Origin of the sequence: Stenotrophomonas sp. G106K1, from assembly GCF_037969685.1 — a bacterium.
Classification (GTDB): Bacteria; Pseudomonadota; Gammaproteobacteria; order Xanthomonadales; family Xanthomonadaceae; genus Stenotrophomonas; species Stenotrophomonas lactitubi.
This window is the reverse complement of sequence record NZ_JBBPFR010000011.1, coordinates 1-20,698: the sequence shown is the minus strand read 5'-3', so window position 1 is coordinate 20,698 and position 20,698 is coordinate 1. Positions and strand designations below refer to the sequence as shown.

16 protein-coding genes and 1 riboswitch are annotated in these 20,698 nt (G+C 66.1%); of the genes, 11 read left to right on the top strand and 5 right to left on the bottom strand.

The window, feature by feature from the left end:
- Positions 1–165: 165 nt before the first annotated feature.
- Positions 166–837 carry an ion channel gene (locus WKB25_RS11480; protein ID WP_340570741.1) on the bottom strand — a complete coding sequence of 224 codons (672 nt, stop codon included), beginning with the start codon at positions 835–837 and terminating at the stop codon, positions 166–168.
- A 101-nt stretch (positions 838–938) separates the two neighbouring features.
- A complete protein-coding gene (gene thiC, locus WKB25_RS11475; RefSeq protein WP_340570739.1) occupies positions 939–2,783 on the bottom strand; it encodes a phosphomethylpyrimidine synthase ThiC in 1,845 nt (614 codons plus the stop codon).
- A 93-nt stretch (positions 2,784–2,876) separates the two neighbouring features.
- Positions 2,877–2,978, bottom strand: a riboswitch (TPP riboswitch).
- A 247-nt stretch (positions 2,979–3,225) separates the two neighbouring features.
- Between thiC and WKB25_RS11470 the strand changes: the two genes are divergently transcribed.
- Positions 3,226–4,803 carry a BCCT family transporter gene (locus WKB25_RS11470; protein ID WP_340570737.1) on the top strand — a complete coding sequence of 526 codons (1,578 nt, stop codon included), beginning with the start codon at positions 3,226–3,228 and terminating at the stop codon, positions 4,801–4,803.
- Between the two features lie 557 nt (positions 4,804–5,360).
- Here WKB25_RS11470 and ggt read toward each other — a convergent pair.
- Positions 5,361–7,079, bottom strand: coding sequence for a gamma-glutamyltransferase (gene ggt, locus WKB25_RS11465; protein ID WP_340570735.1), 1,719 nt, complete (start codon positions 7,077–7,079; stop codon positions 5,361–5,363).
- Between the two features lie 715 nt (positions 7,080–7,794).
- Here ggt and ilvC point away from each other — a divergent pair.
- The 9 genes from ilvC to leuB all read left to right on the top strand — a co-directional run bounded on the left by ilvC (position 7,795) and on the right by leuB (position 17,446).
- A complete protein-coding gene (ilvC, locus tag WKB25_RS11460) occupies positions 7,795–8,769 on the top strand; it encodes a ketol-acid reductoisomerase (protein WP_340570733.1) in 975 nt (324 codons plus the stop codon).
- Between the two features lie 37 nt (positions 8,770–8,806).
- Complete coding sequence (gene ilvG / locus WKB25_RS11455) at positions 8,807–10,543, top strand: acetolactate synthase 2 catalytic subunit (RefSeq protein WP_340570732.1); 1,737 nt, start codon at positions 8,807–8,809, stop codon at positions 10,541–10,543.
- Positions 10,527–10,778, top strand: coding sequence for an ACT domain-containing protein (locus tag WKB25_RS11450; protein ID WP_089236730.1), 252 nt, complete (start codon positions 10,527–10,529; stop codon positions 10,776–10,778). Before ilvG ends, WKB25_RS11450 begins: the two co-directional genes overlap by 17 nt.
- Positions 10,779–10,874: 96 nt before the next feature.
- Entirely contained in the window at positions 10,875–11,966 is a 1,092-nt protein-coding gene (locus WKB25_RS11445; protein WP_099821013.1) for a threonine dehydratase, read from the top strand.
- A complete protein-coding gene (locus WKB25_RS11440; protein ID WP_340570731.1) occupies positions 11,963–13,549 on the top strand; it encodes a 2-isopropylmalate synthase in 1,587 nt (528 codons plus the stop codon). Before WKB25_RS11445 ends, WKB25_RS11440 begins: the two co-directional genes overlap by 4 nt.
- A 10-nt stretch (positions 13,550–13,559) precedes the next feature.
- The gene (locus WKB25_RS11435) at positions 13,560–14,339 is read left to right on the top strand and encodes a methyltransferase domain-containing protein (RefSeq protein ID WP_340570730.1); all 780 of its coding nucleotides are present in this window, start codon (positions 13,560–13,562) and stop codon (positions 14,337–14,339) included.
- 59 nt (positions 14,340–14,398) lie between these two features.
- Positions 14,399–15,817: a 3-isopropylmalate dehydratase large subunit gene (leuC, locus tag WKB25_RS11430; RefSeq protein WP_340570728.1), complete on the top strand. Its 1,419-nt coding sequence runs from the start codon at positions 14,399–14,401 to the stop codon at positions 15,815–15,817.
- Positions 15,817–16,395 carry a 3-isopropylmalate dehydratase small subunit gene (gene leuD / locus WKB25_RS11425; protein ID WP_340570726.1) on the top strand — a complete coding sequence of 193 codons (579 nt, stop codon included), beginning with the start codon at positions 15,817–15,819 and terminating at the stop codon, positions 16,393–16,395. Before leuC ends, leuD begins: the two co-directional genes overlap by 1 nt.
- A complete protein-coding gene (gene leuB / locus WKB25_RS11420; protein WP_340570724.1) occupies positions 16,385–17,446 on the top strand; it encodes a 3-isopropylmalate dehydrogenase in 1,062 nt (353 codons plus the stop codon). Before leuD ends, leuB begins: the two co-directional genes overlap by 11 nt.
- Before the next feature lie 60 nt (positions 17,447–17,506).
- On the opposite strand, the gene WKB25_RS11415 is transcribed toward leuB, so the two are convergent.
- Together WKB25_RS11415 and WKB25_RS11410 are read right to left on the bottom strand one after the other, a co-directional pair.
- The gene (locus WKB25_RS11415; RefSeq protein ID WP_340570722.1) at positions 17,507–18,679 is read right to left on the bottom strand and encodes a hypothetical protein; all 1,173 of its coding nucleotides are present in this window, start codon (positions 18,677–18,679) and stop codon (positions 17,507–17,509) included.
- Positions 18,680–18,709: 30 nt separating this feature from the next.
- Entirely contained in the window at positions 18,710–19,483 is a 774-nt protein-coding gene (locus WKB25_RS11410; RefSeq protein WP_089236746.1) for an SDR family oxidoreductase, read from the bottom strand.
- Positions 19,484–19,599: 116 nt separating this feature from the next.
- On the opposite strand from WKB25_RS11410, the gene WKB25_RS11405 reads away from it, so the two are divergent.
- Entirely contained in the window at positions 19,600–20,505 is a 906-nt protein-coding gene (locus tag WKB25_RS11405; RefSeq protein WP_340570720.1) for a LysR family transcriptional regulator, read from the top strand.
- The last annotated feature ends 193 nt before the right edge of the window (positions 20,506–20,698 follow it).

Sequence of the window (20,698 nt, the reverse complement as noted above, 5' to 3'; positions counted from 1 at the left end):
ATCGGCGCATACCGCAAAAAAAACGAAGCCTCCGGATATTAGCCTATGCGGGTTACCTCGCCTATCGCGTGGTCGACATCAGGCTCTCTCTCGCCGACGCATTCACATAATAAGCATCATCATTCGCGCCCTTTCGGGCGCGATATTTTTATCTGGCGTTCATTTTCAGAAGCGTTTCAGCATGGTCAGGCCGACCAGCCGCGAAACCACCAGCGCGACATACATGACGCCGGAAAACTGCTCCAGCATGACCAGCGCGCGGGCCTGCGGATGCAGTGGCACGACATCACTCAGCCCAACGCCTGACAATAAGCTGAAGCTCAGATAAAGCAGCTCCATCCAAGTGCGCTGCGGCCCACCACTGGCGCCCTGAAAACTGCCCGGATACCACTGCTGACATACGGCAAAGGTAAAAGCGAATGCCCATGCCAACAACGTGAACGTGGCACCGGCGGCGAACAACTCGTCACGGGTGACCTTATGGTCCTGCAGCATGTAGGCGATCAGCGCACCAGCGGTATAGAAATACAGCAGGCTTTCCAGCAGTTGTGCGGTGATGCCCAGTGCAGGCCGGTCGAGCAGGGCCGCAGAGAGGGAAAACACCACCGCCGGAATGGCCAGCACCAACGCCAGCCAGGTTCCCAGCGGACTGCGCTGCACCACCCACAGGGCCAGGCCGAGTACGGCCATGCCGAACACCTCTACGGCCGCGCGCCCGGCCGCGGTTTCGTCCAACGCCGGGTACAGCAGCACCGACAACAGCTGTGCCCCGAGCAACCAAGCAGAGGGATGACGGCGGGCGATGGCCAGCCAGCGGGTGGTGACGGCAATGGGCATGGTTCCTTGTCCCCGGGGAACGATGGGCCGAGGATAGCGGCATGTCCGTGAGATGGGTGATGGGACGACGCCGGGCATGACCCGGCGCTGCCCCTCTGCAATCAGCCCTGCTGATACACCTCGGCGCCGGCCGCACGGAACTGCTCGGACTTCTCCTGCATGCCCTTCTCGGCGTACTCGCGCACGTCCTGGGTGATCTTCATCGAGCAGAAGTGCGGGCCGCACATCGAGCAGAAGTGGGCCAGCTTGTGCGCATCCTTGGGCAGGGTCTCGTCGTGGAATTCCTTGGCCTTCTCCGGATCCAGGCCGAGGTGGAACTGGTCGTCCCAGCGGAACTCGAATCGCGCCTTGCTCAATGCGTTGTCGCGCACCTGCGCACCGGGATGGCCCTTGGCTAGATCGGCCGCGTGCGCGGCGATGCGATAGGCCATGATGCCGTCGCGCACGTCCTGGCGGTTGGGCAGGCCCAGATGCTCCTTCGGCGTGACATAGCAGAGCATGGCGGTACCGAACCAACCAATCATCGCCGCGCCGATGGCACTGGTGATGTGGTCATAGCCCGGCGCGATGTCGGTGGTCAGCGGGCCCAGTGTGTAGAACGGTGCCTCGCCGCACTCGCGCAGCTGCTTGTCCATGTTCTCCTTGATCAGCTGCATCGGCACATGGCCGGGGCCTTCGATCATGGTCTGCACGTCGTGCTTCCAGGCGATCTTCGTCAACTCGCCCAGCGTTTCCAGCTCGCCGAACTGCGCCGCATCGTTGGCATCGGCAATGCAGCCCGGGCGCAGGCCATCGCCCAGTGAGAAGGTCACGTCGTAGGCCTTCATGATTTCGCAGATGTCTTCGAAATGCGTGTAGAGGAAGTTCTCCTTGTGGTGGGCCAGGCACCACTTGGCCATGATCGACCCGCCGCGGCTGACGATACCGGTAACGCGCTTGGCGGTGAGTGGCACGTAGCGCAGCAGCACGCCGGCATGGATGGTGAAGTAGTCCACGCCCTGCTCGGCCTGTTCGATCAGGGTGTCGCGGAAGATCTCCCAGGTCAGCGCTTCGGCGCGGCCGTCGACCTTCTCCAGCGCCTGGTAGATCGGCACCGTACCGATCGCCACCGGCGAGTTGCGGATGATCCATTCGCGCGTTTCGTGGATGTGCTTGCCGGTGGACAGGTCCATCACCGTGTCGCCGCCCCAGCGGATCGCCCACACCAGCTTTTCCACTTCCTCGGCAATACCCGATGACACCGCGCTGTTGCCGATGTTGGCATTGATCTTGGTGAGGAAGTTGCGGCCGATGATCATCGGCTCGCTTTCCGGGTGATTGATGTTGTTGGGCAGCACCGCACGACCGCGGGCGATTTCATCGCGCACGAATTCCGGGGTGATGAACTGCTGGATCGACGCGCCGAATGCTTCACCCGGATGCTGCTGCAGCAGTGCCGCATCACGGATCGCCTCCAGCCGCTGGTTCTCGCGGATGGCGACGAATTCCATTTCCGGGGTGATGATGCCGCGGCGCGCATAGTGCATCTGGGTTACGTTGGCACCAGCACGCGCGCGACGTGGCAGGCTGCGCGCGGGGAAACGCACCGGGTCCAGCTTCGGATCGTGCTCGCGCGCGCGGCCGAACGAGGAGCTGAGGCCATCAAGCTGTTCGGTGTCGTTGCGCTCCTCCACCCAGCCACGGCGCAGTGCCGGCAGGCCGACAGACAGGTCGATGCGCGCGTCCGGATCGGTGTACGGGCCTGAGGTGTCGTAGACGGTGACCGGTGCGTTCTCTTCGCCACCGAACACGGTGGGCGTGCGGGTCAGCGCGATCTCGCGCATCGGCACCTGCAGGTCCGGCCGCGAGCCGGGCACGTGGATCTTGCGCGAGCCGGGTATGGGCCGGGTCACGGACTCGGAGAGTTGCTGGGCCTGTTGCTGCAGGGCAGAGAGCTGTGCGTTCATCGGGCATCGTCCAGGAAGGTCAGGGACGAAGCGGCGGCGCACTGCACCTGCGCCCGGACAGCACCAAGGCGGTCCTTGGGCGTGGTCGGGGCACGGCTGCATTGCAAAGCTTCCCTACGCCGGTATGAGCCGGATCAGGTTCCAAGGGACTATCTCAACCGTGGCCACAAGGCCGCGGTACCCCCGCTTCTTGGTGCGCATTAGAGCATAGAAACCATTCGACCTCCTGGCCGTTCATCCATGCATGGTGTGGATCTGGCGTACCCGCTTTAACAGAACCGTGACGTCGCATTCAGTAACGTGCACGCGCACCGCACTGTTGCAAGCGGTGCTTTCCCTGCCGCCATCGCGGCTCCTGTCCGGCACGCGCACGCTGTTGCCGGCCCACTCCCTGCAAGCTTTCGCTCGCTCCCCTCAATCCCTTGATCGGAGAAGCTCCTTCATGGTGTTTCGCATTTCCATCGCACTGGTGCTTGCCCTGGTGCTGCTGGCCGGCCTCGCGCCCGGCCCCTTCAATACCGTCGTGCAGGCGGCGCTGGGCGATGTCATCCGCAGCGTCGGTTGGCTGTACCTGCTGGTCGTATTCCTGGCACTGGTATTCCTGATGTACCTGGCGTTCGGCCGCTTCGGCAACCTGCGCATCGGTGGCGAAGACGCCGAGCCCGAGTTCTCGCGCGCCAGTTGGATGTCGATGCTGTTCGCTGCCGGCATGGGCATCGGCCTGGTGTTCTGGGGAGCTGCCGAACCAATTTCGCACTTCACCAAGCCACCGGAAGGCATTGAACCGCAGAGCATGGACGCCGCGCGTGCCTCGATGCGCTACGCGTTCTTCCACTGGGGACTGCATCCGTGGGCGATCTACGCGCTGATCGGTCTGGCGATGGCCTGGTTCCAGTTCAACCGCAATGGACGCGGACTGGTCAGCGATATGCTGCAGCCGATCATCGGCCGCCACCACCGCGGCTGGATCGGCCGCGTCGTCAACATCGCGGCGGTGGTTGCCACGGCGATCGGTGTGGCGACGACGCTCGGCTTCGGCACCATCCAGATCGCTGCGGGTGTGGAGCGCGTGTTCGGCCTGGAGGCTACGGTGCCGGTGCAGATGACCATCATCGCCATTGCCTTCATGCTGTACATGGCCTCCACCGCCAGCGGCGTGGAGCGCGGCGTGAAGTGGCTGTCCAACTTCAACCTGGCGCTGGCCGCACTGTTGGCCGCGACCGTACTGGTGCTGGGGCCGACCGGCTTCATCTTCGATACCTTCACCACCACGCTGGGCTCCTACCTCAACCAGCTGGTGACCATGAGCCTGCGCATGTCGCCGTTCTCCGGCAGCACATGGGTGGCCGACTGGACGATTTTCTATTGGGCCTGGTGGATTTCCTGGGCACCGTTCGTGGGCTCGTTCATCGCGCGCATCTCGCGGGGCCGCAGCGTGCGCGAATTCGTGATCGGCGTGGTGTTGGCACCGACCCTGCTGGGCTTCTTCTGGTTCGTCGTTTTCGGCGGGACGGCCTTGTGGGCGCAGATCTTCGGCCATGCCGACCTGGTGCAGGCACTGGGCAATGGCTATGAGACGGTGCTGTTCACTCTGTTCGACAGCCTGCCGGCGTCGCTGATGCTGTCGGCGGTGGCGTTGGTGCTGCTGATGATCTTCTTCGTGACCTCGGCCGATTCGGCGGTGCTGGTGCTGGCCAGCATGTCCACCGACGAAGCCGGCGATCCGCCGCTGAAGCGCAAGCTGGCGTGGGGCATCGCAGTAGCGTTGATTGCGGCGGCATTGCTGCTGGCGGGTGGGCTGGATGCGCTGCAGGGAATGATCACGATCGCGGCGTTGCCGTTCGCGCTGTTGATGGTGCTGGTGATGGTGTCGCTGTACCGGGTGCTGGACCAGGAGTACACGCGGGAGCGCCGGCAAACGCAGCGCCAGCGACGCATGATCGATGCGTGGATCGCACGCGAGATGGCGGCGCAGGAAGAGACCCAGGCGGAGGCGGCGCGCGCGCAGGATTCGGATTGAGGGGGTTTTGCAGCCTGCGGCTGCACCGCTTTTTTTCAAGCAACGGCAAGTGCAACTTCAAAAGCCAAAGCGGCTCTGGGTTACTGCTGGCTGGGCGAGGCGGTGTGGGGGGGCAGGACACGCCGTAAACCCATCCCTGGGGGCTCGATGGCGCCATGGATGGCGCCAACGGTCCTTCCCCCCCACCCCCCCCCCCCCCCCCCGCCCCCCCCCGACAGTTTCCCGCGGCCGGTAGGTGTCGACCTTGGTCGACACAATCTATCCACGCCATGCGTGGATGAGGTGTATCGGAAAACGGATCCGACCCCAACCCAAAGCGCGCGGCTGTTGCCTTTGCTTTTGATCTTCTTCTTTCTCTCTCTTCCGTGGCTGACGCGCACGGAAACTATCGGGGGGCGTGCGGGTGGGGGTGGCGGAGGTATCCGCGCCATGGATGGCGCGGCTAAGCCTACAAGAACGTATTCACGGCGTCCCCCGACACTCCCACCCGCACGCCCCAGCGCATGAACCTGCTCTGGCGTTCAACCGCGAGGGGGCTCAGCCCGTTGGCCGGAAACTCAGTAGCCCGCCGCCTGCCCATCCTTGCGACTCTCCGACGCGCCGTAATACACGCCCGTTTCCGGATCACGCAGGATCGCCTGATAGCCGCCGTACGGACCATCGGCAAACACCACGCGGTGGCCCTTGCGCATCAGCGCACGCACCGTCTCGTACGGGAACCCGGTCTCCAGATTGACCTCGCCACCATCGGTCATCGCCGTCGCCTGCCCGGTCGGCTCGGTCGAACCTTCATGCTGGATGCGCGGCGCATCGCCGGCTTCCTGCAGGTTCATGCCGAAGTCCACCAGGTTCATCACGATCTGCGCGTGGCCCTGCGGCTGCATCGCGCCGCCCATCACGCCGAAGCTGGCATACGGCTTGCCGCCCTTGGTGATGAAGGCCGGAATGATGGTCTGGAAGGGACGCTTGCCCGGTGCGTAGCCATTGGGATGGTTCTTCTGCAGCACGAACATCTCGCCGCGATCCTGCAGGATGAAGCCCAGCCCCGGCGGTGCCATGCCGCTGCCCATGCCGCGGTAGTTGGACTGGATCAGCGACACCATCATGCCGTCGGCGTCGGCCACGGTCATGTAGATCGTGTCGCCCTCTTCCAGCTGCTTCGGTGTACCCGGCTGCACTTCCTTCAGCGCCTTGTCCATCGAGATCAGCGCCCGGCGCTGCGCGGCGTAGTCCTTGGAAATCAGCTTCTGTACCGGTGCCGGCTGGAACGCCATGTCGGCGTAGAAGCGCGCGCGGTCGGCGAACGCCAGCTTCTTCGCTTCCACGAACAGGTGCACGTGTTCGGGCGAGCCGAACGGAATCTTCGAGAAGTCGTAGCCTTCCAGCACGTTGAGGATCTGCAGTGCGGCGATGCCCTGGCTGTTCGGCGGAAGCTCCCACACGTCATAGCCGCGGTAGTTGCTGCTGACCGGCTCAACCCACTCGCCATGGTGGTCGGCCATGTCCTGGTAGCTCAGGTAGCCGCCATTCTTCTTGAAGTAATCGCCGATGGTGTGGGCGATGTCGCCCTTGTAGAAGGCATCACGCCCGCCGTCGGCAATCTTCTGCAGGGTGTCGGCCAGATTCGGGTTCTTCCACATCTCGCCCTTGCGCGGGGCGTGGCCGTCGATGGTGAACTGTTCCTTGAACCCCGGATACTGCGACAGCTTCGGCACCGAGCGATCCCAGTAATAGGCGATCACTTCGGCCACCGGATGCCCTTCGCGCGCATAGCGGATGGCGGGGGCCAGGTTGTCGGCCATCGGCTTGCGGCCGAACCGCTCGTGCAACGCGAACCAGCCATCCACCGCGCCCGGTACCGATACCGGCAGCGGACCGGTGGCCGGAATCTCCTTCAGGCCACGACGCTGGAACTCGGCCAGGGTCAGCGACTTCGGCGAGCGGCCGGAGCCGTTGTAGCCGTAGAGCTTCTGCGTCTTCGGGTCCCACACGATGGCGAACAGGTCACCGCCGACGCCATTGCCGGTGGGTTCCATCAGGCCCAGCGCTGCGTTGGCAGCGATGGCGGCATCGACGGCCGAGCCACCCGCCTTCATCACGTCCAGCGCGATCTGGGTGGCCAGCGGCTGCGAGGTGGCGGCCATCGCATGCGGGGCGATCACCTCCGAACGGGTGGCGAAAGTGCGGCCGGTAATGCGATCGGCAGCCAAGGACAGCATGGGCACGGCAGCCAGCACGGCAGTCGCCAGCAGGGAACGGGCAAGACGTCGGGACACGGTCGGGTTCCGATGGAAGGGTGGTGACCCGATCTTCGCTGCTGCGGCGACCAGGGGCCATCGGGCATAGGTCATGGACGACAGTCCTTCGGTGGGTGCGGACCTTGGTCCGCACTGCTTTCGGCTTCGATGACTCCGGCGCGGACCAAGGCGAAATCACCCCGAATCCGCGCAAAAAACCCGTTGAAAAGAGTGAATTCGGGTTCACCGAAACACTTTCAGCGGCAACCATCCTTGCGCCACAAGCGATTGCACTGCATGCAGCGGAAACTGACAGGAATATCGCTGCGAGGGTTGACAGCGCGGAAACGGCTGTGGTTTTCTCGATCACATGTTGCATCACAACACGCCACCGCGAACCCACATCGAAGCCGCCGATACCGGCGCCGCCTCGCTGCGTTCGATTCTTGTGCTCGTACTTATTACCCAACCAACAGGTGCGGGACGAGCCAGCGTGTAAGCAGCAAATACACCGGAACTCATCAAAACCCGCACCCGCCCAGGTGCGGGTTTTTTCATTTCAGGACCTGGTTTCAGACGCAACCACCATGACCAACGCCCATCGCACAACCCGGACCCGCTGCACCACGAACCCTCGTGGTGGCAGTACCTGTGCGACGCGCGGCGCTGCCCTCCCCGCTTTTCCCTGACCGGCCGGTACGTCGATTCGACTGCCGGCCGTCTTTTTTCTTCCCACCCGCAAGGAACCTCCCCCATGAGCACCAACGAACTGCCCCAGACCAAGATCGCCGTCATCGGCTACGGCAGCCAGGGCCGCGCGCACGCGCTGAACCTGCGTGAATCCGGCTTCGATGTGGTGGTAGGCCTGCGCCCGGGCGGCCCCACCGAGGTCAAGGCGCAGGCCGATGGCTTCACCGTGAAGGCACCGGCCGAGGCGGTGAAGGATGCCGACCTGGTTGCGGTGCTGACCCCGGACATGGTGCAGAAGAAGCTGTACGAGGACGTGCTGGCACCGAACATGAAGCAGGGCGCGGTGCTGCTGTTCGCGCATGGCTTGAACGTGCACTTCGACATGATCAAGCCGCGCGACGACCTGGACGTGGTGCTGGTCGCACCGAAGGGCCCGGGTGCACTGGTCCGTCGCGAATATGAGATCGGCCGCGGTGTGCCGTGCATCTGGGCGGTCTACCAGGACAAGAGCGGCAAGGCCGCCGAGTACGCACTTGCCTATGCGGCCGGCTTGGGTGGTGCGCGCGCCAACCTGATCCAGACCACCTTCAAGGAAGAAACCGAAACCGATCTGTTCGGTGAGCAGGCGGTGCTGTGCGGCGGCGCTTCCGCACTGGTGCAGGCGGGCTTCGAGACGCTGGTGGAAGCCGGTTACCAGCCGGAAATCGCCTACTACGAAGTGCTGCACGAACTGAAGCTGATCGTCGACCTGTTCTACGAAGGCGGCATCTCGCGCATGTTGGAGTTCATCTCCGAGACCGCGCAGTACGGCGACTACGTCAGCGGCCCGCGGGTGATCGACGCCGGCACCAAGGAGCGCATGAAGGAAGTGCTGAAGGACATCCAGGACGGCACCTTCACCAAGAACTGGGTGGCCGAGTACGAAGCGGGCCTGCCGAACTACAACAGGTTCAAGCAGGCCGACCTGGAGCATCCGATCGAGAAGGTAGGCAAGGAACTGCGCGCCAAGATGGTCTGGTTGCAAGGTCAAGCCGCGTAACAACGCGGCACCCCCACCCGCTCTGCAAGGTTCCCCCATGAACTCTCCCACACACCGCAGCGCGCCGCCCAACGGCGCGCGCTGGCTGACCCAGGCGCTGGAGGCCGAGGGTGTCCGTACGCTGTTCGGCTACCCGGGCGGCACCATCATGCCGTTCTACGACGCGCTGGTGGATTCGTCGCTGAAGCACATCCTGGTGCGCCATGAGCAGGGCGCGGCACTGGCCGCCAACGGCTTTGCGCGTGCCAGTGGCCAGGTCGGCGTCTGCGTGGCGACCTCCGGGCCGGGCGCGTCCAACCTGGTCACCGGCATCGCCGATGCGATGCTCGATTCGGTGCCGATGGTCTGCATCACCGGCCAGGTCGCCACGCCACTGCTGGGCACCGATGCGTTCCAGGAACTGGATGTGTTCGGTTTGACGATGCCGATCGTCAAGCACAGCTGGCTGGTGCGCAGCGTCGATGATCTGCCGCGCGTGGTGGCCGATGCCTTCCGCATCGCCCGCGAGGGCCGTCCCGGCCCGGTGCTGATCGACCTGCCCAAGGATGTGCAGCTGGCCGATGCCAGCCGCCTGCCAGCGCATGTGCCGGCCAATGTGGAACCGCCGCCGGCCGCCGCCGACGCCGCCATCGCCGAGGCCATCGCCGCACTGGCCGCGGCCGAGAAGCCGGTGGTCTACGCCGGTGGTGGCATCGCCCTGGGCGATGCCGTGCAGGATCTGCGCGCATTCGTCGAAGCCAGCGCCATCCCCACCGTGATGACCCTGCGCGGGCTGGGCGCGCTGCCTCCCCAGCACCCGCAGTCGCTGGGCATGCTGGGCATGCACGGCACCCGCGCGGCGAACATGGCCGTGCAGGAGAGCGATCTGCTGCTGGTGCTGGGTGCGCGTTTCGATGATCGGGCAACCGGCAAGCTGGCCGAGTTCGCGCCGTTCGCCCGCGTGGTGCACATCGACGCCGATGCGTACGAGATCTCCAAGCTGCGCAGCGCCGATGTCGCCGTGCCCGGCAACGTCGGCCATGCCATCCGCGCCCTGCGTGCGGCCTTCCCCTCCCCCAAGGCCCACCAGGACGCATGGCGCAGGCGCTGCGCACAGCATCGCGATCGCTTCGCCGCACGCTACGACGCACCGGGCCAGCACATCTACGCCCCGGCGCTGCTGAAGCGCCTGAGCGAACTGGCGCCGGCCGATACGGTGATCGCCTGCGACGTCGGCCAGCACCAGATGTGGGTCGCGCAGCACTGCCGCTTCAATCATCCGCGCAACCACTTGACCAGCGGTGCGCTGGGCACGATGGGCTTCGGCCTGCCGGCGGCGATGGGCGCGCAGTTCGCCTGCCCTGAGCGCACGGTGGTGCTGGTGTCCGGCGATGGCAGCTTCATGATGAACGTGCAGGAGCTGGCGACCATCGCCCGCTGCCGCCTGCCGGTGAAGATCATCCTGCTGGACAACAGTTCGCTGGGCATGGTGCGGCAGTGGCAGGAGCTGTTCTTCGCCGAGCGTTACAGCGAGATCGACCTGTCCGACAACCCGGACTTCGTGGCCCTGGCCAAGGTGTTCGGCATCGCGGCCACGCGCATCGATGCGCGCGATGACGTCGAAGGTGGCCTGGCCGCATTGCTGGCCGAGCCGGGCCCGGCCCTGCTGCACGTGGCCATCGATGCACGCGCGAACGTGTGGCCACTGGTGCCGCCCAATACCGCCAACAGCACCATGCTGGAAAGCAACCCTGCACATGCACGCCAGGAGATCCCCAATGCAATACCGGCTTGACCTGGTGCTGCAACCGGCCGAGGGCGCGCTGCTGCGCGTGATCGGCATGGCCGAACGCCGCGGTTTCGCCCCGCGCGCGATCACCGGTGCACCGGTGGCCGCCGATGATGGCCGTTGGCACCTGCAACTGGTGGTGGACAGCCAGCGGCCGCCGGAAACACTGTGTCGGCAGATGGAAAAGATCTACGACTGCGTTTCGGTGCAGATGACCGCACTGGAAGGAGTATCCGCATGAACGCCCGTACCGTATTCACCACGGTGCCGGTACGGAGGCGCCTTCTTCGCCGCCCGTGCCCGCATGCGGTGGTCGGCAACACCCTGCTGGTGGCCCATGCCCGCCGCTGATGCCAGCACGGAAAGCGATGTCGGCGACGTAACCGTTGCCGACGTACTGGCCGCGCAGGCCCGCCTGCGCCGCTTCCTGCCGCCCACGCCACTGCATCATGCCGAGCGCTTCGGCACCTGGCTGAAGCTGGAAAACCTGCAGCGCACCGGCTCGTACAAGGTGCGCGGCGCGCTCAATGCCCTGCTGGCCGCCCGCGAACGTGGCGACACCCGGCCAGTGATCTGCGCCTCGGCCGGCAATCACGCGCAGGGCGTGGCCTGGGCCGCCTATCGCCTGGATGTGCCGGCCATCGCCGTGATGCCGCATGGCGCACCGGCCACCAAGATCGCTGGCGTCGCCCATTGGGGTGCAACGGTGCGCCAGCATGGCAACAGTTATGACGAGGCCTATGCGTTCGCCGTGGAACTGGCGCAGCGCCATGGCTACCGCTTCCTGTCCGCCTTCGACGATGCCGATGTCATCGCTGGCCAAGGCACCGTCGGCATCGAGCTGGCCGCACACGCGCCGGACGTGGTGATCGTACCGATCGGCGGTGGCGGCCTGGCATCCGGCGTCGCCCTGGCGCTGAAGTCGCAGGGCGTGCGCATCGTCGGTGCGCAGGTCGAGGGGGTCGATTCGATGGCCCGCGCGATCCGCGGCGACGTGCGCGAGATCAATCCCGTGCCGTCGCTGGCCGATGGCGTGCGGGTGAAGATCCCCGGCTTCCTGACCCGCCGCCTGTGCACCTCGCTGCTGGACGACGTGGTGATCGTGCGCGAAGCCGAACTGCGCGAGACCCTGGTGCGACTGGCGCTGGAAGAGCACATCATCGCCGAGGGCGCCGGTGCGCTGGCACTGGCCGCGGGACGTCGCGTCGCCGGCCGCCGCAAGTGCGCGGTCGTCTCCGGCGGCAACATCGATGCCGGTGTGCTGGCCGGCCTGCTCACCGATATCCGTCCGCGTCCGCCACGCAAACCGCGCCGGCGCCGGGCAGAAACCCCGCGTTCGCCCGGCAAGGCGACCGCCACCGCTTTCCCCACGCCTTCCCCTTCCCCCCTGCAAGCCGTCGCACCCGCTGTCGAGGAGATTTCCCTGTGACCACCATCGAACGAATTACCACCCCGCGCATCCGCATCTTCGACACCACCCTGCGTGACGGCGAGCAGTCCCCCGGCTGCAGCATGAGCCCGCCGCAGAAGCTGGTGATGGCGCGTGCGCTGGACGAACTGGGCGTGGACATCATCGAGACCGGCTTCCCGGCCAGCTCGCAGTCCGACCGCGAAGCAATGGCCCTGATCGGCCGCGAACTGCGCCGCCCGAGCCTGAGCCTGGCGGTGCTGTCGCGCTGCCTGCAGGCGGACATCGAGACCTCGGCGCGTGCGCTGGAAGCGGCGGCCAACCCGCGCCTGCATGTGTTCCTGTCAACCAGCCCGCTGCACCGTGAGCACAAGCTGCGGATGACGCGTGAGCAGGTACTGGAATCGGTACACAGGCACGTAGCGCTGGCCCGCTCCTACATCGATGACGTGGAGTTCTCCGCCGAGGACGCCACCCGTACCGAGCTGGATTACCTGATCGAGGTCTCGCGCGTGGCGATCGCTGCCGGCGCCACCACCATCAACCTGCCCGACACCGTCGGCTTCACCACGCCGGAAGAAATCCGCACGATGTTCCAGCAGGTCATCGCCGGCGTCGCCGATGTGCCGAACGCGGGCAACGTGATCTTCAGCGCGCACTGCCACAACGACCTGGGCCTGGCCGTGGCCAACTCACTGGCCGCCATCGAAGGCGGCGCGCGCCAGGTCGAATGCACCGTCAACGGCATCGGTGAACGCGCCGGCAACTGTTCGCTGGAAGAGATCGCGATGGTGTTGAAGGTGCGCCAGGCCTTCTACGAGCAGGACACCGCCATCGACACCCCGCGCATCGTCGGTACTTCGCAGCTGCTGCAGCGCCTGGTCGGCATGCCGGTACAGCGCAACAAGGCCATCGTCGGCGCCAATGCCTTCGCCCATGAATCGGGCATCCACCAGCACGGCATGCTGCGCCATCGCGGCACCTACGAAATCATGCGTCCGGAAGACGTGGGCTGGGAGGACTCGCAGATGGTGCTGGGCCGCCACAGTGGCCGCGCCGCCGTCGAAGCGCGCCTGCGCGCACTGGGCTTCTGGCTGGAAGAAGACGAGCTGAAGCTGGTGTTCGAGCAGTTCAAGGGCCTGTGCGAGCAGCAGCGCGTGGTCACCGACGCCGACCTGCAGACACTGATGCAGGGCGGCTCCAACGCACAGGGCTACCGCCTGGCCTCGATGACCATCAGCGATGTCGGCAGCCACGCCAATGCGCTGGTCGAACTGTCCGACCCGGACGGCAACCGCGTGGCCGAGACCGCACAGGGCGATGGCCCGGTCGATGCCCTGTTCGGCGCCCTGTCTGCCGCCACCGGCGTGCAGCTGATGCTGGACAGCTACCACGTGCACAGCGTCGGCATCGGCGCCGATGCGCGCGGCGAAGCCAATCTGAGCGTGCGTCACGAGGGCGTCGAGTACGACGGCACCGGCACTAGCAAGGACATCATCGAAGCCTCCGCGCTGGCCTGGCTGGACGTAGCCAACCGCCTGCTGCGCCAGCGCCAGGCCAACGCCGGCGTCAGCACTGAAGCACCTGCCACCGCCACCGCCTGAGGAATGTGAGATGAGCGCCTTCGACACCGCAACCGCCACCAGCAGCGCTGGCCAGCAGTGGAATGCCCAGGACTATGCGATCGATGCCGGCTTCGTGCCGACCCTCGGTGGCGCCGTAGCGCGCCTGCTCGACGCGCGGGCCGGCGAGCGCATCCTCGACCTGGGCTGTGGCGATGGCGTGCTCACCACCGAACTGGCCCTCAGCGGCGCACACCTGCAGGGCGTCGATGCTTCACCGGAAATGGTGATCGCCGCCCGTGCACGGGGTGTCGATGCGCAGGTGATGGACGGCCACGCCCTGACCTTCGACGGCGCGTTCGATGCGGTGTTCAGCAACGCAGCGCTGCATTGGATGCCCAACCCGGATCGCGTGCTGGAAGGCGTGCGCCGCGCCCTGCGCCCCGGCGGCCGCTTCGTCGCCGAGTTCGGCGGTCATGGCAACGTGGCCACGATCGTTGCGGCGGTACAGGCCGCGCGCGTCGCCCATGGCCTCGGTGCCAGCGCATTCCAGTGGTACTTCCCCAGCGCCGATGCCTACGCCGAACGCCTGCGCCAGCATGGCTTCCAGGTGCAGCTGATCGAATGCCTGCCACGCCCGACCGCGCTGCCGACCGGCGTTGCCGGCTGGCTGCGGGTGTTCGCCGCACCGCTGCTGGACGACCTGCCGGCCGACGCGCGCGCCACCGTGCGCGATGCCGCCGCCGCCCTGCTGGCCGATCTGCCGCGCAACGCCGCTGGCCAGCCGCTGGCCGACTACGTGCGCCTGCGCGTGCTCGCGCGTCGGCGCTGACCTGACCCTGTTACTTTCTCTTAGATGTCCGCTACTTCGTACTCCTGCCAGGCAAACGCATGACTTCCGCACCCCGCACCCTGTACGACAAACTGTGGGACGCCCACGTGGTGGTTCCAGAAACCGACAGCGCGCCCGCCGTGCTGTATATCGACCTGCACCTGATTCATGAGGTGACCTCGCCGCAGGCCTTCACCGAGCTGCGCGAACGCGGCCTGAAGCCGCGCCGTCCGGATCGGACCAAGGCGACGATGGACCATTCCACGCCGACCCTGCCAGCCGCCGCCGACGGCACCCTGCCCTACGCCAGCGCTGCCTCCGAAGCGCAGGTCGCCATGCTGGCGCGCAACTGCGCCGAGCACGACATCGAGCTGTTCGACATGGCCTCGGACAACCGCGGCATCGTCCACGTGATCGCACCGGAACAGGGCTTCACCCAGCCCGGCATGACCATCGTCTGCGGCGACAGCCACACCTCCACCCACGGCGCGTTCGGGTCGCTGGCCTTCGGCATCGGCACCAGCGAGGTCGGCCATGTGCTGGCCACGCAGTGCCTGCTGCAGCGCAAGGCGAAGACCTTCGCGATCACCGTCGATGGCCATCTGGCACCCGGCGTCGGCGCCAAGGACGTGGTGCTGCACATCATCGGCGTGATCGGCGTCAATGGCGGCACCGGTCACGTGATCGAGTTCCGCGGCAGCACCATCGAAGCGATGGACATGGAACAGCGCATGACCCTGTGCAACATGTCGATCGAAGCCGGTGCACGCGCCGGCATGGTCGCTCCCGACCAGGTGACGTTCGACTTCGTTGCCAATACCCCACGTGGCCCCAAAGGCGCCGACTTCGACGCCGCCGTGGCCCGCTGGACGCAGCTGCGCAGCGATGAAGGCGCGCGCTTCGACAGCGAGGTGCACATCGATGCTGCCGACATCCGCCCGACCCTGACCTGGGGCACCCACCCCGGCACCGCCATCGCGGTGGACGCGCCGATCCCGGCGGCCAACGATGCCGCCGCGCAGAAGGGCCTGGATTACATGCACTTCCAGGCGGGACAGACGCTGGCCGGCACACCGGTGGACGTGGTCTTCGTCGGCTCCTGCACCAACGGCCGCCTGAGCGACATGCGCGAAGTGGCGCAGGTGCTGCGCGGTCGTCGCGTCGCCGAGCGCGTGCGCATGCTGGTAGTCCCCGGCTCTGAAATCGTCAAGCGCCAGGCCGAGGCCGAGGGCATCCACGAGATCGTGCGAGCGGCCGGTGCCGAGTGGCGCGAGCCGGGGTGTTCCATGTGCATCGCCATGAATGGCGATCTGGTCGCCCCCGGCCAACTGGCGGTCAGCACCAGCAACCGCAATTTCGAAGGCCGCCAGGGCCCGGGCTCGCGCACCCTGCTGGCCTCGCCAATAAGTGCCGCCTGGGCCGCCGTGCAGGGCCACGTGGCCGATGCCCGTGAACTGTTCGCACAGGAGGTGGCCTGATGAGCGGCTTCCGCACCCTGCGTTCGGCCAGCGTGGTGCTGCGCCAGACCAATATCGATACCGACCAGATCATTCCGGCGCGGTTCCTGTCCACCACCGAGCGCGCCGGGCTGGGTCGCAATGCGTTCAACGACTGGCGCTGGCAGGCCGATGGCTCCCCGGTGGCCGACTTCGCCTTCAACCAGCCGCACAACGCCGGCCGCAGCATCCTGCTGGCCGGGCGCAACTTCGGCTGCGGCTCATCGCGCGAGCATGCACCCTGGGCGCTGACCGACCTCGGCCTGCGCGCCATCGTCAGCAGCGAGATCGCCGACATCTTCCGCGGCAACTCGCTGAAGAACGGCCTGCTGCCGATCGTGCTGGACGAAGCCGACGTGCAGGTGCTGATGCAGCGCCCGGACGATGAGCTGACCATTGACGTGGCCGCGCGCGAACTGCGCTCGCCCGATGGCCGCGTCTACTCCTTCCCGTTGGACGGCTTCTCGCAGACCTGTCTGCTGGAAGGCGTCGATCAGCTGGGTTATCTGTTGGGCCGTGTCCCTGAAATCGAACGTTACGAGAGTGAACATGCACGCTGAGATTGTTGTCCTGCCCGGTGATGGCATCGGCCCGGAAGTGGCCGCCGCTGCGGTCGCCGTCCTGAAAGCCGTGGCCGAACGCTTCAACCACACCTTCACCTTCAGCGAGCACGACATCGGTGGCATCGCCATCGACCATCACGGCGAACCGCTGCCTGCCTCGACCCTGGCCGCCTGCCAGGCCGCCAACGCGGTGCTGCTGGGCGCGGTGGGTGGCCCGAAGTGGTCCGACCCGAACGCCAAGGTGCGCCCGGAACAGGGCCTGCTGGCGATCCGCAAGGCGCTGGGGCTGTATGCCAACCTGCGTCCGGTGCGCACCCATGAAGCCGCACTGCACGCCTCGCCGATCAAGGCTGAGCTGCTGCAGGGCGTGGACTTCGTGGTGGTGCGCGAGCTGACCGGTGGCATCTACTTCGGCGACAAGACCCGCGATGCCGACAGCGCCAGCGATCTGTGCCGCTACACCGTGGCCGAGATCGAGCGTGTGCTGCGCAGTGCCTTCCGGCTGGCGCAGCAGCGTCGCGGCAAGGTCACCTCGGTGGACAAGGCCAACGTGCTGGAAACCTCACGCCTGTGGCGTGACGTGGCCGCGCGCATCGGCCGCGAGGAGTTCCCGGACGTCGCGCTGGAACATCAACTGGTCGATTCGATGGCCATGCACCTGCTGGCCAAGCCGCGCGAGTACGACGTGATCGTCACCGAGAACATGTTCGGCGACATCCTCACCGATGAAGCCTCGATGTTGGCCGGTTCGCTTGGCCTGCTGCCATCGGCATCGCTGGGCGAGCCGGGAGCGGTCGGCATCTACGAACCGATCCACGGTTCGGCACCGGACATCGCAGGCAAGGGCATCGCCAACCCGTACGCGACGATCTTCAGCGCGGCGATGCTGCTGCGCCATTCGCTGGGGCTGGACGCCGAAGCCGCAGCGGTGGAAGCGGCGGTGCACGCGGTGCTGGACGATGGCGTGTTCACTGCGGATCTGGCGGCGAAGGGTTCGGCAGTGAGTACTGCGGCGGCGACCGACGCGGTGCTGACCAAGCTGGGATGAGTCGCCAGGGTACCGGGCTGCGCCCGGCACCCTTTCTCTGCACATCCCGCCCTGCTTCACTCAGTGCGGGATGTTCACGTTCTTTGGATCGCTCCCCGCCTTGCGCATCTGCGAGCTGCTGCATCCGGTCAGGACAGTGCCGTCGTCAGTTCTGGCCACCACGCGTTCATTGATGCGGATGCTGGCCGACGGCAGTCCGCTACGTGAAGCTTCGCGTTGCCAGACCTGCACGCCGGCCTGCTGGTCAGCAGCGTTCAGGCCAGCGTCGAGCAACACACTTGCCACGTTGACCCTGCCGAGGTCCGCAGCAAACAGGCCAGCAGGTGCGACGAGCAACCTGTCGGTGTCCACACCCGGGATCTGCAACGGCCTCTGCAGTTCGATCTGGAAGACGGGAAGCACCGTGCCATTGATCGCATGCATGGGTGCCGACACTGCGCGCACCTCTGCCGGCCACCCGCTCTGCGGCTGTTCCATCACCTGCTGCAGCACGCGCTCGACGCGGTCCAGGGTCGCATCGTCGGCGCGGCACTCGATGGCCGCTGTGAGGTCATTGGCATCAGCGCGCTGCTGTCGATCCGGTGACCGCGCGACTTGCGTCCCGACATGTGGCGCGGTGCATCCCAATCGATATTCATCGCCAACACTGCGCACCATGATGGACGAGGTCGACACGCTGCCATCGACGGATTGTGCGGACCACACCTTGAACGGCTCACGCAGTGTGCTCGACCGCAGCTGCAGGCCATGGCAGGCAACGATCCGATCGCGCGCCGCAGCATCGATGGCAATGGAGAATCCCTGGTCATCTGCGAAAACGCGGCGGGTCTGCACGCCCTGCAGAGTCAATGGCACCGGCATATCGATCACGGTCACCGCAGCATCGCCGGTGTCTCCGGTGTGCTCGAAATGCCAGTCACGCAGATGCAACGGACGCCTGTCCGGGTCACCGTAGCGTGCGGCACGCAGGGTGTTGGCGACGATCTGCTGGGTGTCTGCACCGGCACGGCATTCGAGAACTGCAAGCAGGTCCCGCTGGAAGCGGGCGGCCTCAGGATCACCGCTCGCTGCATTCACATCGACAGTGCCGACCAGCGCCAGCAGCAGGAACGATGTGCTAAGGGACGCGGGGAACATGGCAGGCACTCCAGCCCGGGAACAGTCGCACATTGTGCCTGCGCAACCTGTGCAACGCAGAATTCCCGCGTCGCCAGAGCAGGACGAGCCGGGCATGGACCCGGCTCAATGACACCTCACCCTGCGTCACTTTGTGGTGTAACCACCATTGACCAGGATGGTCTGCCCGGTCATCCACCAGCCGTCGGTCACCAGGAAGCGGATCCACGGCACGATGTCGGCGATGTCGGTCAGGCCGGTGCGGGTGAACGCCGACAGCGCCGCGGCGGTCTTGTGATACGCCTGCGCATCGGCACTCTCGGCCGGATAGAAGAACGGCGTATCCATCGGCCCGGGACCGATCGCAGTCACCGAAATCCCACGCTCGCCAAATTCCTTCGATGCTGCGCGGGTGAAGTGTTCCACCGGCGCCTTTGTGCCGGCGTAGCTGGAGTAGAACGGAGTGAACGCGCCGAGCAGCGAAGTGACCAGCGTGCAGATGCGGCCACCGTCGTTGACATGGCGTCCGGCTTCCTTGAGGAAGAAGAACGCCGTCTTCGCGTTGACCGCGCTCATCTGGTCGTACTCCGCTTCGCTGATCTCCAGCATCGGCTTCTTCAGCACTTTGCCGACGGTGTTGATGGCGATGTCAGGGCGACCGACGGCGGCAACCGCGTCGGCGAACAGGCGCTCCATCGCCGCGGCCGAGGTCAGATCGGCCTGCAACGCCACGGCCTTTGCACCTGCGGCCTGCACGGCTGCAACGGTCGCCTCGGCATCGGCCTGGGTGGCGGCGCTGTTGTAGTGGATGACGATGGCCTTGGCGCCCTGCTCGGCGAAGTCGCGGGCGATCAGCCCGCCGAGGTTCTTGGCGCCCCCGGCGATCAGCACGGTCTTGCCCTGGATACGGTGGTCGGTCATGGCATGGGCCTCGGGGAGGGGCTGCCGGACTGGCTACCCTGTGCTGACGACGATATCGTGCAGAAATCGCGGATAAAGCCCGCAACATTGACTTAACTTTCCAGAGTGGGCGAACAATGGACCGGATCGAGCGTTTCCGCATCTTTGCCCGGGTGGTGGAGTGCACCAGCTTCACCCGCGCCGCCGATCAGCTCGGCCTACCCCGCTCCACCGTCTCGGCGGCGGTGGCGGAACTGGAGCAGCGTCTGGGCACGCGCCTGCTGCAGCGCTCCACGCGCAGTGTCTCCACCACTCACGATGGCGACACCTTCTACGTGCGCTGCCTGCGCCTGATCGCCGAGGTGGAAGACGCCGAGTCGCTGTTCCGCCAGGACGACGCACAGCCGAGTGGCCTGTTGAAGATCGATGTGCCCAGCCGGATCGGTCGCCGCATCATCGCCCCGGCCCTGCCCGACTTCTTCGAACGGCATCCGCAGGTCGAGCTGGACCTGGGCATGACCGATCGCGCGGTGAATCTGATCGAGGACGGCTGCGATGCGGTACTGCGGGTGGGCCAGCTGGGTGACTCCAGCCTGGTGGCCCGCACGCTGGGCCAGCTGGACTTCGTCAACGTTGCCGCGCCTGCGTACCTGCACGAGCACGGCGTACCGCGACATCCTGCCGACCTGCAGCAGCACCGTGCGGTGAACTACGCATCGCCGACCACAGCGCGGGTGGAGCCGTGGGAATGGCAGGACGGTGCGCAGCTGCGCACGCTGCCGATGACCGGCTGGGTGCGGGTGAACAACGCCGAGGCATCGATTGCCTGCTGCGTCGCGGGGCTGGGACTGCTGCAGATTCCGCGCTACGACGTGCAGGCCGAACTACACTCCGGTGCGCTGGTGGAGGTGATGCCGCAGCACGTCGCGCAGCCGCTGCCGGTGAGCCTGTTGCTGCCGCACCGGCAGCATCGTGCGCAACGTGTGCAGGTGTTCCTCGAGTGGCTGGTGCCCTTGTTGCGGGGCGGTTTGCAGCTGCAGTAGATCCACGCCATGCGTGGATGGACGGGGCAGGACATCCGCAGCCACCCATGGGGTGGCTCTACTGGTAGATCCACGCCATGCGTGGATGCATGCATCCGTGCCAACCAAGGTTGGCACCTACCAGGGCAGCGGCCAGTTGCAGTAGATCCACGCCATGCGTGGATGCACGCATCCGTGCCAACCAAGGTTGGCA

Excerpts from the sequence above, each read along its gene's own strand:
- WKB25_RS11470 (WP_340570737.1), top strand. The coding sequence starts at position 3,226 with ATGGTGTTTCGCATTTCCATCGCACTGGTGCTTGCCCTGGTGCTGCTG.
- WKB25_RS11405 (WP_340570720.1), top strand. The coding sequence starts at position 19,600 with ATGGACCGGATCGAGCGTTTCCGCATCTTTGCCCGGGTGGTGGAGTGC.
- WKB25_RS11435 (WP_340570730.1), top strand. The coding sequence starts at position 13,560 with ATGAGCGCCTTCGACACCGCAACCGCCACCAGCAGCGCTGGCCAGCAG.
- WKB25_RS11410 (WP_089236746.1), bottom strand. The coding sequence starts at position 19,483 with ATGACCGACCACCGTATCCAGGGCAAGACCGTGCTGATCGCCGGGGGC.
- WKB25_RS11415 (WP_340570722.1), bottom strand. The coding sequence starts at position 18,679 with ATGCCCGGCTCGTCCTGCTCTGGCGACGCGGGAATTCTGCGTTGCACA.
- leuC (WP_340570728.1), top strand. The coding sequence starts at position 14,399 with ATGACTTCCGCACCCCGCACCCTGTACGACAAACTGTGGGACGCCCAC.
- WKB25_RS11450 (WP_089236730.1), top strand. The coding sequence starts at position 10,527 with ATGCAATACCGGCTTGACCTGGTGCTGCAACCGGCCGAGGGCGCGCTG.
- leuB (WP_340570724.1), top strand. The coding sequence starts at position 16,385 with ATGCACGCTGAGATTGTTGTCCTGCCCGGTGATGGCATCGGCCCGGAA.
- WKB25_RS11480 (WP_340570741.1), bottom strand. The coding sequence starts at position 837 with ATGCCCATTGCCGTCACCACCCGCTGGCTGGCCATCGCCCGCCGTCAT.
- leuD (WP_340570726.1), top strand. The coding sequence starts at position 15,817 with ATGAGCGGCTTCCGCACCCTGCGTTCGGCCAGCGTGGTGCTGCGCCAG.
- ilvC (WP_340570733.1), top strand. The coding sequence starts at position 7,795 with ATGAGCACCAACGAACTGCCCCAGACCAAGATCGCCGTCATCGGCTAC.
- ilvG (WP_340570732.1), top strand. The coding sequence starts at position 8,807 with ATGAACTCTCCCACACACCGCAGCGCGCCGCCCAACGGCGCGCGCTGG.
- WKB25_RS11445 (WP_099821013.1), top strand. The coding sequence starts at position 10,875 with ATGCCCGCCGCTGATGCCAGCACGGAAAGCGATGTCGGCGACGTAACC.
- thiC (WP_340570739.1), bottom strand. The coding sequence starts at position 2,783 with ATGAACGCACAGCTCTCTGCCCTGCAGCAACAGGCCCAGCAACTCTCC.